The following is an 18227-nucleotide window of genomic DNA, read 5'->3' as shown; positions in this document are numbered from 1 at the left end:
TTTTTTCGTATCGAAGGAGGGGGTGCGAGGCAGAAGAAGTCCGCCTCGCACCCCCGGTGCTTTTCTAGAACGGGTAGGCCGTTACCACCTTACCTCTGACGACGACCACTCGGACTCGCTTTTTCTTCGAAACCCTTCCCTTGAGATTCCTTTGCACTCCGACCTGGCGGTCATACGTCTTCTCGTACGTGTGGCCTGCCCGGCCAAGGGTCGAGCGTGCCCGTGTGCCCGTGCGGATGGTGTCGGCAATGAGACCGCGGACCTCTTCGCGATCGCCGATGAACTTGCTGCGGAGCTTCTGGGTCGCCTTCGATATGTGTCCGGTGTAGATGTGGTTCGACCACACCTTTCGCGGGATCGGGCAGGTGGCGTTGTGTACGACGATATTATTTGCGCCGTCGGACACGACGTAGGTGTGAATATCGCCGACGTTGAGGTTGAAAACGAGTTGCGAAGGCAGCTCGCCCTCGTCGACCACGGACGTGACGGTCGGACCGGTTCCGTCGGGCGACAGCAGACGGTCACCCGGCTTCAATCCGATGGCGTCGACCCATCCCCGTCCCTCGACCCAGAACGGGTGGTAGGACGTCGCGCGGATGCCCGAGGTGGTGGGTTCCTGATCGGTCCTGATGTCGACCATGTGCTTGGTCGTGTTCGCGACCAGTACGCCGAGCACCGGTTGGGCCGTCGTCGTGCCCGACTCCGGGTCGACGGCGGCAACGTAGTCGCCGGCGTTCACCTGGGCGATCGGCACCTGGGTGCCGTCGGCCATCAGGACCAGGGTGTCCGGATCGAAGGAGTTGCAGGTGGCCCTGCTCAGCATCCTGGAGGCGCCGGCCGCCCTACCGGCCTTCGCCGCTACCCTGGTCGATCTGGCAGCTGCTGCGACGGACTTGACGACCGGGCCGGCCCCGACGGTGGCGGCGACCGCGGTGACGGCCATTTCGGCGGCCTTCTCCCAGTTGCCGGTGGCGGCGTACGAGACCGCCGAGACGGTGGCTGCGACGGCGCCGATGGGGCCGGGGATGTAGGACGCCACCTCAGCGACCTTGGCGACGACCTCGACCGTCTTCTTGAGCCACTTGGGCATGCCCCAGTTGCCGTCGAGGTCCGTGCAGTTGATCGGGTCGCCGGTGCAGTAGTCGTACGGACTGGCGTTGCCGCCGGGGATCGGGTCGACCTGGAGGAAGCGTCCGACGGACGGGCTGTACAGGCGGGCACCCATGAGGATGTCGCCGTCCAGGGCCTCCGCGGAGCGCTCCTTGCCGCCGAGCCAGCCGTACCGGACGGTCGCCTGACCGTCCTGGGGGATGCCGAACTCGTCGAAGTCCAGCACCACCGGTTTGGTGAGTGCGGTGTCCGTGGTGACGACCACCGAGCCGAACAGGTTCGCCAACTGGAGCTGGACGTCGCCGGTCTTGCTGGTGGTGGCGACCAGGCTGCCGTCCAGGCCCGAGACGTTGCGGGTCAGGGTGCCGAGCGTGGTGTCCTCGACGGTCCACCGGACCTGGTCGGAGTCGTCACCGTAGTGGTTCAGCTTCGACGTGGCATTGGCCCAGGTCCCGTCGGCCTGCTTCTTGCTGGTGGTGAACGCGGTCAGGCGGTGGGCGGCGTCAACGGCCCACTCCTGCTTGGTGTCTCCCTTCTCCTGGGCGGCGACGCGGTCGTTGGCCCAGTAGGTGTTGGTGGCGCCGGTGGCGGTCTGCACCGTGCGCCCGAAGGCGTCGTAGGTGAAGCCCGGATCGATGAGCCGGTCGGCGCTGTCGTAGGTGTGGTTCTCCGCCGTGGCGCCGTCCGTGCGGCACTCGCCGGTCGCTCCGTGCGGGGAGGTCTGCTTGGAGAGGCGGTTGGAGTGCGAGTCGAAGGCGTACTGACGGGTGACGCAGCCGGCGGCGACCGTGGTCTGCTCGGCCTTCACCAGCCGGCCGAGCCGGTCGTACTGGTAGGAGCGGGTGGCGGTGGAGCTGGTGTCCTTGGCCACCTGGCCCTGGGTGGAGATGTCGGTGGTCTGGGCCCAGATCACCGTGTTGTCGGAACTGCGGGTGTAGCTGCGGCTGGTGGCCTCACCGACCGCGTTGAAGGTGTCCTTGCGGACGATCCCGCCCGGGTACGTCTGCTCGACCAACTGGCCGTCCGGGCCGTACTTCGCGGTGAACTCGCCGGCGACGCTGTCGTTCACCGAGGTGACCAGCCCGCGCGGCTCCTTCGCCCGGTCGTAGGCGTAGGTGGTGGATCCGGTCGGGTCGCTCACCTTCGCCGGCTTGCCGTAGCGGTCGAACTCCGTGGTGGTGGTGGCGCCGTCGGCGTCCGTGTAGGAGATCAGTCGGCCGAGGGAGTCCATGACCCTGGTGAGGGTCTTGCCGCCGGCGGTGGTCCGCACCGCTTCGCCGGTCGCCGGGTCGTACTCGACGGTGACCTTGGGCAGTGGCTTGCCCTCGTCCGAGGTGATCTCGGTCGAGACGACGCGGTCCAGTTCGTTGTAGACGGTGACGGTCTTGCGGGACTTGCCCGCGTTGGTCTCGGTCGTCTCCTCCGGCGCGTTGAAGGGCGAGTAGCGGGTGATCCGCTTCACGGGGAGGGTGGTGGGCATCCGGCTCGCGTCCGCGCCGGTGACCGCACCGCCCGGCGTCGTGACGCACGGGAGGCCCGCCCACTCGGGCCGACCGGCGCAGGCGGCGTCGTCCGGGTTGGCACCGGCGGTGTAGAAGACCGACTTGACGGTACCGGCGTCGGTGCCCGTGGAACCCGGCTTGCGGGACTCCAGCGCCCGGCCCGAGGCGTCGTACTTGACGGTCGCGGTCAGCTTGGCACCGAGGGCATCAGTGGTGACCGAGGTCGCCTTCTTCAGCTTCCACCCGGGCGTGCCGCCGATCGGCGTGTCGTAGCCGTGCTTGGAGACGCGCAGCTCGACGTCGTCGGCGTAGCCGTCGATGCGGGCCCCGTCGGTGGCGGTGGTGACCAGGTGGTAGGCCTGGCCGTCGGGCTTCCCTTCGTCGTAGGTGCTGGTGTTGTGGTCCCGCGCGACGACCGAGGTACCGGCCGGGAGGGTCGGGTTGACGGTCGTCTTGGTGAGCGTGACGGTGTCGATGCCGGTGTGGAAGCGCTCGCCGCCACTGGCGGTGTTGGTGTCGACCAGGGTGAGCTTGAGCTCGTGGTCGCCACGGGACAGCTGGACCTCGTCGCCGACGGTGTACGGGGCGATCACGCCGCCGGCGCTGTAGGTGTCGATCGGCCGGCCGACGGGCCGGCCGTCGATCGCCCACTGGATGACGCCGTGGTCGCTGGCCTTGGTGAGCTGGCCGGAGAGGACGTACTTGCCCTCTTCGGGGACGCTGACCCGCATGGTGTCGAACGCGCCCGCCGCGGTGCCGCGGACGCTCAGGTGGGCGCCGCCGGACCAGGTGAGACCGCAGCAGTCGTTGTCGACCTGGACCTTGGCGTTGGTACCCAGCTGCGGCAGCTTCTCGGCCTCGTAGGTCACGGCGACCGGGGAGGTCTGGCCCTTGACCTCCTCGGCGAGCGAGGCGCGGTAGGCCGGGCCCAGCGTGTCGACGACGTCGATGCCGTCGGCCGAGTACGTCGTCCGGGAGTCCAGCTGACGGGCCCGCGAGGCGGAGTCCTTCGGCAGGTTCAGCTCGGCGGCGAACTTGTCGGCGTCGGGGTGCTTGTCGAGCGCGATCGAGCGGTTGGTCGCCGAGAGGGAGCGCACGACGTGGCCGTAGCGGTCGTACTCGGAGGTGCTGATGTCACCGCCGTCGGTGATGGACGGCTCAGCGGTGTTGACCTCGTTGCCGGAGGCGTTGAGGTAGTGGACGGTGGCCGGCCTGTAGCCGTCCGGGCCGGGCTTGGCGGCCGTGGCGGTGTTGACGGCGGGGACGTCCTCCGGTCCGAACACCGCGGTGGCGTCCGTCGGCGCGTCGGTCTGCGCCCACTTGAGGGCGTCGTCGCCGGAGAGGTCGTACGGTCCGCCCGTGGCACGGGTCAGCGGCACCTCGTACACGACGTTGGTCGCGTTCTCGCCGATGACCTGGTCCTTGCTGCCCGGCGCGAGGGTGTTGCGCCGGACCTTCAGCAGTCGGCCCGGGTCCTGGTCGGACGCGGCCTTGCCGTAGTCGAGGCTCCACGGCTGCTCGCCGGCGGCAGCGATCCGGGTGACCCGGCCGGTGTCGTCGTAGCCGTAGGAGATCTTCAGCGGGTCGGCCGGGCGCGGGTCCCAGACCTGCGACAGGCGGCCGCGGTCGTCGTACGCGTAGTGCGCGACCTCGACGGCCTCCTGCTTGGAGGTGGCCGGGTTCCACGACCAGACCTTGACGCCCCGGACGCGGTCCAGGTAGTCACCCGGGGTCGCGGCGGTGGCGGTGGTCACCTTGGCGTAGTCGTACTCCATCACCTCGCAGCCGCGCGGCAGCGGGTCGACGGTGCAGCCGTTGACGTCGTCGACGCCCGGCTCGACGGCCGGGATGACGCGCTTGACCAGCGAGCGGCCGTCGGTGGTGTCGTACTGGTAGCGGGTGGTCGAGGCCGCATCGGGCCCCGTCTCGCTGACCACCTGGTAGATGCTGGATCCGGCCTGGCGGGCGAAGACGGTCTTGGAGCCGTCCAGCTCGGTCAGTTCGTAGGTGGTGCCGGCGGTCTGGATGTCCCAGATCTGGTTGGGGCCTGCCCAGCAGACCCAGATCGAGGCGCCCTTGTCGGCGTCCAGGCACTGGCCCGAGTGGCGGTTGGTCACGGTGTTGTTCGGCCGGACCTCCCACTGCTGGTTGTCACCGCCGTTGCAGGTCCACAGGGTGAGCGGGGTGCCGTTGGCGGACTGGCCCCACGGGTTGTCCAGGCAGTAGCCCAGCAGCCGCAGGGTGAGGTCGTCGCCGCGGGTCCACTGCTGGTTGGCGGCGCCGGTGCACGGGGCGGGCTGCAGCCGCGCGCCGGTGCCGGCGGCGCCGTTCGGCACCTCCAGGCACTGGCCCGAGGCGGACAGTACGATCGCGCCGGACTTGGCCGGGACGGCCTTGAGGGCCAGGGCCTCGGCACCGGGCTCGGGGAAGAACGTTCCGTCGTTGCCCTTGGCGAAGGTCAGCGAGGTGTCGTCGTTGCCCTTGATCTCGACCAGGTCGGACTGCGGGAAGGAGAGCGAGCGGTAGTCACCGCCGGTGCCGGCGTCCGGGCCGCCGGCCCACTGGGGGCCGAAGGGGGCGACGAGCTCCTTGAGCGAGAGGTCGTCGAAGAAGACCTCCTTGCCGCTGCCGGCGGCGTTGCCGTTGTAGAGGCGGAACCAGGCCTCGGTGGCGTCGGCCGGGACGGCCATGTCGACGGTCAGCTGCTGCCAGCCGTCGGTGAACGAGGCCTTCGGCGAGGCGGTCTCGCCGTAGCCGGCCGGGGTGCGGTAGACGCCGACCATCCGCAGGCCGCGGTTGGCCAGCGGGTTGTCCAGGCCGGTGGCGCCGGGGACGTAGATCCAGCCGGTGAGCCGGTAGGTGCGGCCGGGCTTCATGCCCTGGCCCATGGTGTACTCGGGGCCGACCGCGGCGAAGGAGTCCCAGCCGGAGGCGGCCGGGACGATCCGCAGCGAGTCGGTCGAGCTGTCGTGGCCGCGTGCCGTGGAGCGCGAGACGTCGGCCTGACCGGGGGTGAAGCCCGCGGTGTCGGTGCCGATCTGACGCTGGTTGAGCGTCAGCCGCTCGCCCTGGGGCTGCCAGCCGCGGGCGAGGTCGCGGGAGGAGGTGGTGCGCTTGACCGACATGCCGAACTCGTCGGCGTCGGTGACATCGGTGGAGTAGTCACCGGTGAGCAGGTTGACCGAGCCGGGGCCGATGGTGTCGGTGGCCGCGCCGTCGGCGTTGCGGTCGACCGTCATGGTGTTCCAGACGGTGGTGTAGCCGTTGCCGGAGCCGTCCTCGGGGAACAGCACGGCGCGGACCTGGACGACGCCGCCGACCTGGCCGAGGGTGTCGAGCACGTTCCAGTTGGCGTGCGGGCCGAGGTCCGCGAGCCGTGGCTTGTCCTCGGTGACCGGGGAGTTGTCGGCCTTGGTGAGGTTGGCGCGCGGGACGTTGTACTCGGTGGCTCCGGGGCCGCGGCGGTACTGGTAGACCACCCGCTTGAACTGGGTCTGGGCGTCCACCGAGAGCTTGACGCGCTTGGCGGTCTGGGTGCCGTTGACCGGCGAGCTCATGCCCGCCTGGCCGACCTGGAACACGTACGTCGCGGGCGGGGAGAGGTTCCCCGCACGGTCCTTGGACTGCACCGACAGGACACGGCGGCCCTCGGTGGTCGGCGTGATCGAGGTGGTCAGGGCGCCGGTCGCGGTGACCGTCACCGGGGTGCCGCCGTCCAGGGTGTAGACGTAGGCCGCGGTGTCGTCGGTGCCCGGGGCGGGCGAGAAGGTGAACGAGCCGGGCTGGTTGGCGGTGCCGTGCCAGAGGCCGTCGGACGGGTAGTCGGCCGAACTCACGAACGGCGTTCCGGGCTTGACGGTGTCGGCGATGACGTTGGTGCCGACCCATCCGGACCGGGACTTGCCGTCGTCGAGCATGGCCCAGATCGAGTACTGCACGCCCTCGTCGAGCTTGGCGATGCCGTAGTCGGAGGGACGGACCGTCGCGATCGCGCCGTTCGGGGTGTCCCGGACGATGCTGCCGAGGAAGGTGCCGCCGCGCCACAGGTCCAGGTAGACCTTGAGCGGGTCGCCGTCGGGGTCGGCCGCCTGCACCTGGAAGCGCGGGTTCGGGTCCGAGGTGTAGCGCGGGTTGCCCTGCTGGGAGGGGAGCACCTCGACGGTCGCCGGGGTGGCCGGGACGGTGTTGTAGGTGATCGAGATGTACGGCGGCCAGTAGCCCTCGGCGGAGCTGAACCGCTTCCAGGACAGGCTGCTGGACTCGTCGGCGGCCTTCAGGGCGAAGGCGTAGTCGTTGTAGCCGTACCCGGCGAAGTTCCGGATCATCTCGGTGACGTCGGCCCTGGCCCAGAACGAGCCGTCCGGGGCGTAGCAGTCGTGGCTGTCACCGTCGTTCGACACGTCCCAGGTGTCGTTCGAGGTGGCCCACTTGCGGTCCAGCGCGGGCTGGTTGCCCCAGCGGGTCCACCAGGCGGCGCCGGGGGCGTTCCAGACCTCCCACTGCTTCGGGGTGCAGGACGAGGAGTGGTAGTTGGCGACGTTGAGGGTGGCGCCCAGGATCTGCTTGCCGTTGAACGGGCCGCCCGGGATGGTCAGGAACGACCGGGCCACGGTCTTGCCGTCGTAGCTGCCCAGCTTGAGGTCCGTCGACGCGGAGGCGTCGATGTTCTCGTTGGTCTGGACGTAGGTGTCGAAGGTCGTGCCGACGTCCACCACCGGGTCGATGGTGACCGGGAACCGGGTCTTCTGGTCCGCGAGGAAGCCAGCGTCCGGGGTGAACACCAGCTCGGTGTCGGCGCCCTGGCCGCGCAGCTCCATCGTGACCGGGCCGCGGTTCAGGTGCTCCTGCGAGGCCTGGTCGACGGTGGCGTCCCACATCACGGGGGCCGGGATGCGGACGACGGCCTTGCCGTTCGCCTTGTCGAGCAGCTGGATCGAACCGTCCTGCTGCGGGGCGACGGTGAGGCCGGTGGTGTCGAGCGGGATCGTCACGGTGCCGGTCTGGGCGACGGCGGCACGGTCCTTGACGATCAGGAACTGCTCGAAGCCGGTCCGGGTGGCCTCCAGGACCAGGTCGACGCCGGGGCGGGCGTCGACGTAGGTGGCCTTGTTGCCTTCCAGCTTGGGCTTGGGCAGCTTGCCGAGCCAGCCGAACTTGACCTGCTGCTCACCGGAGCCGATCTTGACCAGCTCGCGCTCGGCGGGCTTGGGATCGGCGGGCTTGGCGTCGGTGGGCTTGGGGGCTGCGGGCTGCTGGTCGGCCGGCTTCGGGTCGGCGGCCGGGGCCGCTGCGGCGCGGGCGCCGTTGCGGGAGGCCCGGGACGGTTCGGCGGAGGCCGAACCCGACGGGGAGGCCGACGGGGAGGCCGGGGTGGAAGCCGAACCGGAGGCGGACGGGGCAGCCGACGGCGAGGCGGTCGACGAAGCGGAGCTGCGCGCTGACGGCGTGCCAGCGGGCGTCGTCGGCGGCGCCGCGCTGGGGGCCGCCGTCGGAACCGCTGCCGGAGCAGCGCTCGGAGCAGCACTCGCCGCCGCGGCGCTCGGCAGGCTGTCGCCCACCGTCACCCCGGCGTCGCCGCCCTCGAAGACCACCCCGCCCGGGTGCGCCTTCGGCGCGACCTTGCCGTCCGTCGTCTGCACCAGCGTGGTGTCGACGGGCACCCAGGCCTCGCCGACCTTCATCCGGATTGGCCCGGTGGACCGGTCGGAGGTCAGGGTGCCGTCGGGGTTCGCCCACAGGGTGGTGAACTCCGTTCGGGCACCGGTGACTTCGATGCGCCGCTTCTGCAGTCGGGCGGTCAGCAGGGCCGACGCCTCGTCGGGCGCCTCGGTGGCCGGTGCGACCGGGGGTGCGGGTGGCGTGGGCGCGGCGACGGCGGGGGTCGCCGTGAGCGCGTCCACCGCCACGCCGGTCTGCACCAGCAGACCGAGCGTCAGGAGCGCGGCTATTCGCCGCGTCCTGCGCGTGGAGAAGGCCCCGCCCGTGGAACCGGACGAGGCCAGAGACCGTCGTGACATCAAGACTCTCTCAAGAGATTGCCATTGTTGATAAAGGCTTCTTTGAAGCCGAACGACAATCTCTCATTCCCGGCAGGGGCCCCATGACCAGCCGGGATGAAGATTTTGCAACGAATCGTCTATGCGTGGTGTTGATTAATGGCGATTTGCCGAGAAAGGGGGGGATTGTCTGACCGATTGTCAGGCATACCAGGGTGGGTCAGCGATTGTTCTTTGCTGGTACTTTCCCCGGGTATTGCCTTGTCTGCGCGGCTTCCGGTCAGGCCGGCTCGTAGGTCGTGCGCCGGACCAGGGCTCGGGCCTGAGCGCCGTCCATGGGGTGGGCGAAGAGGTAGCCCTGGCCGAGTGGGCAGCCCATGGCGGCGAGCAGGTCGCGCTGGTCGGGGTGTTCGATGCCCTCGGCGATGACCTGGACGCCGAGGGTGTCGGCGATCCGGGTGATGCCCTCGACCAGGGCGTACTGCTGGGGGGAGAGGCCGAGTCCGTCGATGAAGGACTTGTCGATCTTCAGCAGGGAGATCGGGAACTCCCGCAGGTAGGACAGTGAGGAGTAGCCGGTGCCGAAGTCGTCGATGGCGAGGCCGATGCCGAGGTCGCCGAGGGTGGCCATGTCGGCGCGCAGCCGGTCGTCGCGGCGCATCAGGACGGATTCGGTGAGTTCCAGGACGAGGGTGCGCGGGTCGATGCCGGAGGTGTCCAGGGCGTGCCGGACCACGTCGACGAAGCCGGCGTCGCGGAACTGGCGGGCGGAGACGTTGACGTTGACGCGCAGCGGGGGGCGGCCGGTGGCGGTGCGGGGGGCGGAGCTGGCGGCGTGCCAGGCGGCGGCCTCCTCGGCGGCGCGTTCGAGGACCCAGGCGCCGAGCGGGACGATCTGGCCGCTCTCCTCGGCGAGGGCGATGAACTCGTCGGGCAGCACCATGCCGCGCTGGTCGTGCGGCCAGCGGACGAGGGCTTCGAAGGCCACCAGATCGCCCGTGCGCAGGTCGACGATCGGCTGGTAGTAGAGCTGGAAGGCCGATTCGGCGATGGCGGAGTCCAGGTTCTCGTTCATCTCGTGCCGCTCCACCATCCCGGTCTGCAGGGCGGGCCGGTAGTGGCACCACTGGCGGCGGCCGGCCGCCTTCGCCGAGTAGAGCGCGAGGTCGGCGTGGGCCAGCAGCTCGGCGGAGTCCACGCTGTCGTCGGTGGTGGACACCCCGATGCTGGCGCTGACCCGGACGGCGCCGGCGCTGAGCTTGAACGGTTCGGTGAACACCGCGAGCACGGAGGCCGCGATCTTGTCCACGTCGGTCGGGCGGAGCGCGTCCTCGACCAGGACGGCGAACTCGTCGCCGCCGAGCCGGGCCGCGGTGTCGGAACTGCGCAGCGCGGTGGAGATCCGCAGCGAGACGGCGACCAGCAGTTCGTCGCCGACCGCGTGGCCCTGGGTGTCGTTGACCACCTTGAAGTCGTCCAGGTCGATGAACAGCACCCCGGTGACGGCGCCGCTGCGCTCGCCGCGGGAGAGCGCGTGGCCGACCCGGTCCTGGAACAGCACCCGGTTGGCGAGGCCGGTCAGCGAGTCGTGGAAGGCCCGGTGGGTCAGCTCGCGCTCCATCTGGCGCTGCTCGGTGACGTCGCGCAGGGTGAGCACCAGGCCGCCGACGGTCGGGTCGTCGCGCAGGTCGGTGTAGCGGACCTCGGCCTCGATCGGGGTGCGGTCCTGGCGCAGCAGCCGCCAGTGCTCGCGCGGCTGGTCGCCGCGGGGCGGCTCGGCGGAGCCGCGCATCCGGGCCAGCGCGCCGCCGACCTCCCGGCTGTCCTCGGGCGGGACGAGGTCGGTCAGCCGGGTGCCGTTCAGGTCGGGGTGGCCCAGGACGCGCTCCGCGGAGGAGGAGGCGTAGCGGATGCCGTCGTCGGCGTCCAGGATCAGGATGACGTCGCTGGCGTTCTGCACGAGGGTGCGGAAGTACAGCTCGCTGTTGCGGCGGGTGACCTCCTGGCTCAGCACCACGCGTTCCACGGCCAGCGCGGCCTGGGCGGCGAGGATCTCCAGCGAGCCCCAGAGACTGGTCAGTTCCTGCTCGGTGCCGGTGACGACCAGGGCGCCGATGAGCGGGTCGCCGGAGGGGCGCTCGGCCAGCATCAGCGGGCTGACCAGGGCGGCGGGCATGCTGCCGAGGCGGGCGGGGAGCTCGTCGGAGCCGACGGGCAGCAGGCGGGTCTCGCGGTGGGCGGCGAGGCGGGCGAGGGCTTCGCCGTGGTCGTGCTGGTCGTGCGCATCGTGCTGGTCGGGTGCATCGTGCCGGTCGTGCCGGTCGTGTGCATCCCGCCGGTCGTGTGCATCGTGCTGGGCAGGTGCATCCCGCCGGTCGTCCTTGTGGTTGCCGGCCCGGCGGACGTGCAGCACCCCCGATTCGGTGACCGCGAGCAGGGCGACGTGCCCCCGCTCGGCGGGCATCAGGGTCGCGGCGGCGGACTGGACGGCGTCGGCGACCTCCGCCACCGTGACGGCGGCGGTCAGCCGCGCGCCCGCCTCGCGCAGCGTCCGCTCCCGGGCCACCGCCTCGCGGCGGGCCACCACCACCACGGCCAGCCGGGCCAGCACCAGCAGGTACAGCAGGGCGGAGAAGGCGCCGATCACGCCCGCGTTGCTGGTGTTCCCGGCCAGTGACTCGATGATCAGCATGCCGGGCGCGATCAGCGAGGCCAGGGTCAGCAGGGTGAGCCGACCGGCGGAGAGGTCCGGCTGCTGGGTGGGGACGGGCCTGGTCAGCTCGACCATCGAGGGGTGCAGGGCGGCCGCGCCCCAGGCGGTGTAGAAGGCGGCCCAGCCGAGTTCGACGCCGGTGCCGATCCGCCAGGTGCCGTGCAGCTGGATCAGCCCGTAGAGGATGTCGGAGGTGAGCAGGCCCAGGGCGCCGACGGTGAGCAGTTGCAGCGAACGGGAGTTGCCGCCGCGCGGGGTCAACAGCCGTAGCAGCAGGGCGAGGACGACCACGTCGCCGAGCGGGTAGGCGATCGAGACGGCCTTCTGGATCCAGCTGAGGTCCGGGTTCCGGGAGTACGGGAGGATCAGGTAGATCCAGACCAGCAGGGCCAGGCCGAGGGTGATGATCAGGGCGTCCAGCAGGCCGGCGCGGTCCTGGCGGGCGGTGCGCCAGCGGATGAAGCCGACCAGGCCGACCGCGTAGAGCAGGAACTCGGCCAGGTAGAAGCCGTCCGCGACGGACGGGAACGGGTTGTGCAGGTGCAGGATGTCGAGCTGCAGGGCCTGGACCGCCTCACCGGTGGTGAAGCAGAGGTTGGCCAGCGCCAGGACGTACCAGGAGAGCGGGTGGCGAGGGTGGTTGAGCCGGACACCGACCACCACGGCGGCGACGCCGCCGAGGCCCATGCCCGTCCACCAGATGATCCGCAGCCCGGGGTCGGCGAAGTAGATGCCGGTGAACAGCACCATCCAGAGCAGGTAACAGGCCATCAGGCGTTGTCGCCGGCGAGTCAACGAGGCTACCTCCTCCGCGACACCACCCCGCCGGTCGGGCGGGGGAGTTCGGGTGAGGGCGGGTCCTGCGGACGGTCCTCCGCGGCCGGTCGGCCCACGGGGGAGTGGCGTCCGGCGGGCTGTGCGACGGACGTTGTAGGTGTCTCCTGAGTGCGTATAGTCGGAAATGTCGCACCTCCCAGCATTCTGCCGCTTCAGCACGAGGTCAAGCCGGTGGACGACGCAGTCGACAGCGCACGGGGCGTACGCGCGGATGTGAGGTCCGGGCGTCACGCCGTGGTACGGAACGACGACGGCCAGTACGCGCTCTGGCCGGGGGACTTGACCCTGCCTGGCGGGTGGCGCCAGGTATACGGGCCGGCCGGGCGGGAGCAGTGCCGGGCCTGGGTGGAGCGCAACGTGCCGGACGCACCCCGGCGCGGCGCCGGCGGCGCCCGGGCCGGCTTCGCGGACACCGTGCACGGGCTGTTCCGCACCCGGGCCGCGCACGATCCGGCGGCGGTCGCGGTGGTGAGCGAGGAGGGCACGCTGAGCTACCGCGAGCTGGACGCGCGCAGCGACCGGCTGGCGGCCGAGCTGCGCGCCCGGGGAGTCGGGCCGGAGCAGGTGGTGCCGGTCTGCCTGGGGCGCGGGGTGGAGCTGGTGGTGGCCTGGCTGGGGGTGCTCAAGGCGGGCGGGGCCTTCCTGCCGCTGGACCCGGCGCATCCGCAGCGGCGGCTCGCGGGGCTGGTGGCGGACGCGGGGGCGCGGGTGGCGGTCACGGACGGGCACGGGTTCGACGGGGTGGAGCGGGTGGGGGTGGACGCCGGTGCTCCCGTACCGGCCGGGCCTGAGGACGGTCCCGGGCCGGAGGGCGGTCCCGGGCCGGACGGTGCCACCGACGGCGCCACCCCCGACGACCTCGCCTACCTGATCTACACCTCCGGCACCACCGGCCGACCCAAGGGCGTCCCGGTCACCCACCGTTCGCTGCTGTTCACCCTCGACCGGGTGGTCCGCGCCTACGGCCTCGCCCCCGGCGAGCGGGTGCTCCAGCTGGCCGCGCTCGGTGCCGACACCGCGCTGGAGCAGGTGTTCTCGACGCTGCTCGCCGGGGCGACGGTGGTGCTCGGCGGCCGCGACACCTGGGCTCCGACCGAACTGGTCCGCCGACTGCCCGGGCTCGGCCTTGCGGTCGCCGACTTCACCCCCGCGTACTGGCACCACGTGCTCGACCTGCTGCCGCCCGGCGGTCCGGCCCCGGCCGGGCTGCGGCTGGTGGTGGTCGGCGGGGACGTGGTGCACGCCGACGACTGCCTGGCCTGCGCGGAGCGGCTGCCGGGCGTGCGGCTGCTCAACGCGTACGGCGTGACCGAGGCGGCAGTCACCTCCCTGCACGCCGAGCTCACCCCCGGGCTGCTGGACTCCCCGGCCGCCCACGTGCCGATCGGCCGCCCGCTGCCGGGAGTGCGGGTGCACGTGCTGGACGGGCGGCTGCGCCCCGTGCGGCCGGGTGAACGGGGGGAGATCCACCTGGGCGGGCCGGGGCTGGCCCGCGGCTACTGGAGGCAGGCCGGGCTCACCGCCGAATCGTTCCTGCCCGACCCGTACGCGCCGCTGCCCGGCGAGCGGATGTACCGCACCGGCGACGCCGGGCGCTGGCGCGCCGACGGGCAGCTGGAGCTCCTCGGACGCTTCGACGACCAGGTGAAGGTGCGCGGGCACCGGGTCGACCCGGCCGAGATCGAGGCGGTGCTGGCCGGCCACCCGGCGGTGCGGCAGGCCCGGGTCGCGGCCGACGGCAGCGCACCGGACGGCAGCCGCCTGCTGGTCGCCTACTACACGCTCGGCGACCGGGCGGTGCGGCCGGAGGGGCTGCGGGCGTTCCTCGCGGAGCGGCTGCCGGAGTACCTCGTCCCGGCGGAGTACGTCGCGCTGGAGGCCATGCCGCTCACGGCGGCGGGGAAGATCGACCGGCGCGCGCTGCCGCACGCCCCGGTCCGGGCCGACGGGCCGGACGCATCTGTGGGCGCACCGGGCGAGGGTGAACCGGCCCCGGGCCGACCGGGCGAGGGTGAACCGGCTCCGGGCCGACCGGGCGAGGGTGAACCGAGCGCCGTCGAGGCCGCCGTCGGCCACCTCTGGGCGGAACTGCTCGGCGCCGAACTCGTCCGCCCCGCCGACGACTTCTTCGCGCTCGGCGGCACCTCGCTGCTCGCCATGGAGATGCTCGCCCGGGCCCGGATGATGTTCGGCCTGGACGTCGGCCACGTCCGCACCCTCACCCGGGCACTGCTGCGCTCGCCCGTGCTGCGCGACTTCACGGCTGCCCTCCAGGCCGAGCGCAGCGGCACCGCCCCCGGGGAGGCCGCCGTCGACTGGCAGGCCGAGGCCCGGCTCACCCACCCCGTCGGGCAGTCCTGGAGCCCCGCGCCCTCCCGGGCCGAGCCCGCCGAGATCCTGCTCACCGGAGCGACCGGCTTCTGCGGCGCCCACCTGCTGCACGAACTGCTCGCCACCACCGGCGCGCGGATCCACTGCCTGGTCCGCGCACCGGACCAGGAACACGCCCTGGAACGGCTACGCGCCACCCAACAGCGCTTCCTGCGGCACGACCTGGCGGACGCCCGGGTGGTGCCGCTGGTCGGGGACCTGGCCGCCGAGCGGCTCGGCCTGACGGAGCGTCAGTTCGACTGGCTGGCAGGACATCTGGACGCGGTGTACCACCTCGGCGGGTTGGTCAACTTCCTCTACCCGTACCACCAGCTGCGCGCGCCCAATGTCGACGGCACCCGGGAGGTGGTCCGGCTCGCCGGACACAGCCGGGGCGTGCCCGTGCACTACCTCTCCACCCTCGCCGTGCTGGCCGGGTTCGGCGCGGCGGGCGTGCGCGAGGTCACCGAGCGCACGCCGCTGGCCCACCCCGAACGGCTCGGCGTCGGCTACGTGGAGAGCAAGTGGGTCGCCGAACAGCTGCTGCACAACGCGGCCGCGAGCGGGCTGCCGGTCACCGTGCTGCGCACCAACGACGTCACCGGGGACCTCGCCACCGGGGTGATGAACACCGGCACCGAACTCTGCGCGCTGATCAAGTACTTCGCCGACAGCGGCAGTTGCCCGGACGTCCGGCTGCCGCTGGACTTCGTGCCGGCCGACCGCTTCGCCCGGGCGGTCGCCCACATCGCCGCGCACGCGCCCGCCGACGGCGAGGTCTACCACCTCACCTCGCCGAACCCGGCCGGGCTCCCCGAACTCGCCGACCGGCTCCGGGCGCGCGGCCACCGGATCGCCGAACTCCCGTACCGGCAGTGGGTGCAACGGCTGGTCCGGTTCGCCGCCGGGCACCCCACCCACCCGATCACGCCGTTCGTGCCGCTGTTCGTCGACCGGGCGCCGGGTTCCCGGCTGTCCATCAGCGAGCTGTACTTCCAACCGGTGTTCCCCCGGTTCGACCGGCGCAACACGGAAGCCGCCCTGGACGGCAGCGGCATCGAACTGCCGGACGTGGACACCGACTTGCTGGACCACTACCTGGCGCGGCTGGCCGACGAGGGGTTCCTGTGACCCGTACGGTGGCGGACTTCGACGCCCTCGACCTCCACCACGCGCCGACGGACGGGCCGGTGGCCTTCGGCGGGGTGCTCGGCCCGCAACTGCTGCTCTCGGCCTACCGGTGCGGACTGTTCCCGCTGCCCGCCGCCGACGACTACGCGGCCGCCTACAACGAGGCGCTGTACGGGGACGCCGTCGAGGCCGGCGAGGTGGCCCTGCTGCCCGGCGGGGCGGACCCGTACGCACTGGCGTGGTGGTCGCCCGACCCGCGGCCGGTGCTGCGGCCCGGCGCCGTCCGACTGCCCCGCCGGCTCGCCCGGCGGCTGCGCACCGCGGGCGGTGCGGGCGGTGCGGGCGGTGCGGGCGGTGCGGAGGGTGCGGGGGGTCGGGCCCCGGAGTGGTGGACGACCGCGGACCGGGCCTTCGAAGCGGTCCTCACGGCCTGTGCCGAGGGGCGTCAACCCGCCTGGCTCACCGAGGAGTTACGGGCCGCACTGGTCGAGCTGAACCGGATCGGCGCGGCGCACAGCGTCGAGGTGTGGGAGGGCGAGGAACTGGTCGGCGGGGTCTTCGGCGTGGCCGTCGGGGCGGCGCTCAGCCTGGACTCGATGTTCCACCGCCGCCCGGACGCCGCCCGGATCGCCGTCGCCGACCTCGGGGCCCGGTTCGGTGCCGCGGGCGGGCGGCTGCTCGACGCCCAGTGGGACGGGCCGTACGTGCGCAGCCTCGGGGCGGAGCCGACGGAGCGCTCCCGCTACCTCGGGGAGCTCGCCGCCGTCGGGGGCCTCACGGCGGGTGCCCTGCCGGACGGTCGGCTGCCGGTCGCGCGGCTGGTCTGACCTGCGGTTTCAGGGCGCCGGGGGATTCCGTTGGCCTGTCTTCGACAAACTTATTCCTCGTCAGTAACATGACGCCGCGTGTCCAAACCCTCGATAGGCCGGGCCGCGCCCGCAGCCCTGCTCACCCTCATCCTCGCCGGAACGGCCGCATGCGGGCCCACCGGCTCCGGCAGTACCCCGCAGGCCGCCGTCCAACCGGCCGCCGCCACCGGCACCGCCGACACCGGCGCCACCACCGCCGGGGGCAGCCCGGCGGGCGGCGCCCCCGGCTCCGACGCGCCGCGCGCCCGGGCCGGTGCCGCCGCCTCCGCCCGTCCGACCCAGACCAGCGGGACCGGCAACGTCACGGTGGCGCCGGCCGGCGACCAGCACGCCGCCATCGGCAACCCCGGCAAGGACGGTGGCGCGGTCACGGCCGCGACCAAGGCGCTCCAGCTCACCGCGTACGACCCGGGGAAGGGCACGGCCGTGCTCACCTCCTCCGGCGCGACGGCGGCGCCGGCCGCTTCACCGACCGCTACGCCGGGTGCATCGTCGACTGCTGCACCGAGCGCATCGGCGAGTGCATCGGCGAGCGTTGCGCCGAGCGTTGCGCCGGGCGTCCCGCCGACCGCTTCGCCGAGCGCGGGCGCGGCCCCCTCGGCCGGCGGCGCCGCCACCGCGACCGCCGCAGCCGCCGCCGTGCAGCCCGGCCAGCTGCTCGCCAGCCCGCCCACCGCCGCCGCCCCGCAGGGCGCCCTGGTCGCCGTCACCGGCGCCACCCCGGGCGCGGGCAACACCGTCAACCTCACCACCCGGCCCGCCACCCTCGCCGAACTCCTCGGCGGCACCGAGGCGGACGGCCAGGTGCCGATCGACGTGCACGGCATCAAGGTGACCCCGCTGGTCAAGGACCTCAAGGCCACCGCCGGCATCGACGGCAACGGCGTGCAGGCCGACGCCTCCGGCACTCTGGGGATCGACGTCAAGGCCCCCGTCCCGCTGCCCGAGGGCGCGAGCCTGGACGCCTCCGGCTCCCTCCAGCTGCACCCGGCCGTCCACTTCGCCTACCACGGCGCGCAGGCCACCAGCCCGCGCACCGCCTCGATCGGCTTCGACCTGGGCGCCCAGGCGCACTGGAAGGTCACCGGCGACGTCGCCCGCAACACCGGCGCTGCCCCGATCCGGGTCCCCTTCGCCAAGCTGCAGGCCAGCCCGGTGCTGACCGTCGCCGGCCTGCCCGTCGTCGTCAACCTCGGCCTCACCTGCTACCTGGAGGTCAGCGCCGACGGCCAGGTCCACCTGGAGACCGAGCAGGACGCCACCGGCACCTGGGCCGTGCGCGCCGACTACACCGGCGGCAAGGGCTGGACCCCGGTCACCAGCGCCGACACCAAGGTGTCCCCGGTGCACGTCCGCCTCAACGGCAAGGCGTCCGTCCGCGCCGCCCTCGGCGTCGAGGCCAGCGTCGGCCTCTACGACACCGTCGGTGTCCAGGCCGGTGTCGCCCCCTACCTCAGCGCCAAGGCCGACGGCTCCCTCGCCGTCGACCTGCCCGGCAAGGGGCCCGAGGTGAAGGGCAGTTGGGCCCTCGTCGGCGGCGTCGACCTGAACGGCGCGCTGACCGCCCACCTCAAGATCTTCGGTACCCCGCTCTTCGAGAAGAGCCTGCCCTTCCCGCCGTTCCACAAGGAATGGCCCCTGCTGACCGGCTCGGCCACCCTCCCGGCCACCAGGCCCAGCGGCAGCTGAGCCCGCTCGG

5 protein-coding genes are annotated in these 18227 nt (G+C 72.3%); 3 read left to right on the top strand and 2 right to left on the bottom strand.

Annotated features, from left to right (window positions below; genetic code table 11):
* Window positions 1-64 precede the first annotated feature (64 nt).
* Both ACZ4W5_RS18875 and ACZ4W5_RS18870 read right to left on the bottom strand, forming a co-directional pair.
* Window positions 65-8629 carry a ricin-type beta-trefoil lectin domain protein gene (locus ACZ4W5_RS18875; protein WP_465655637.1) on the bottom strand — a complete coding sequence of 2855 codons (8565 nt, stop codon included), beginning with the start codon at window positions 8627-8629 and terminating at the stop codon, window positions 65-67.
* 259 nt (window positions 8630-8888) lie between these two features.
* Window positions 8889-12116: a putative bifunctional diguanylate cyclase/phosphodiesterase gene (locus ACZ4W5_RS18870; RefSeq protein ID WP_465655635.1), complete on the bottom strand. Its 3228-nt coding sequence runs from the start codon at window positions 12114-12116 to the stop codon at window positions 8889-8891.
* Window positions 12117-12266: 150 nt separating this feature from the next.
* On the opposite strand from ACZ4W5_RS18870, the gene ACZ4W5_RS18865 reads away from it, so the two are divergent.
* From ACZ4W5_RS18865 to ACZ4W5_RS18855, 3 genes are all read left to right on the top strand, one after another.
* Window positions 12267-15659 (top strand): amino acid adenylation domain-containing protein, encoded by a 3393-nt coding sequence (locus tag ACZ4W5_RS18865; protein WP_465655633.1) that lies wholly within the window; start codon window positions 12267-12269, stop codon window positions 15657-15659.
* Window positions 15656-16486 carry a leucyl/phenylalanyl-tRNA--protein transferase gene (locus tag ACZ4W5_RS18860; protein ID WP_465655631.1) on the top strand — a complete coding sequence of 277 codons (831 nt, stop codon included), beginning with the start codon at window positions 15656-15658 and terminating at the stop codon, window positions 16484-16486. The genes ACZ4W5_RS18865 and ACZ4W5_RS18860 overlap by 4 nt, the downstream gene beginning before the upstream one ends.
* Window positions 16487-16564: 78 nt before the next feature.
* Window positions 16565-18217, top strand: a complete 1653-nt coding sequence (locus ACZ4W5_RS18855) for a hypothetical protein (protein WP_465655629.1) — start codon at window positions 16565-16567, stop codon at window positions 18215-18217.
* Window positions 18218-18227: the final 10 nt, after the last annotated feature.

The organism is Kitasatospora sp. NPDC029367, assembly GCF_055569135.1.
The sequence above is the reverse complement of the archived record's forward strand: the minus strand, read 5'-3'. Positions and strand labels throughout refer to the sequence as shown.

Excerpts from the sequence above, each read along its gene's own strand:
- ACZ4W5_RS18875 (WP_465655637.1), bottom strand. The coding sequence starts at position 8,629 with ATGTCACGACGGTCTCTGGCCTCGTCCGGTTCCACGGGCGGGGCCTTC.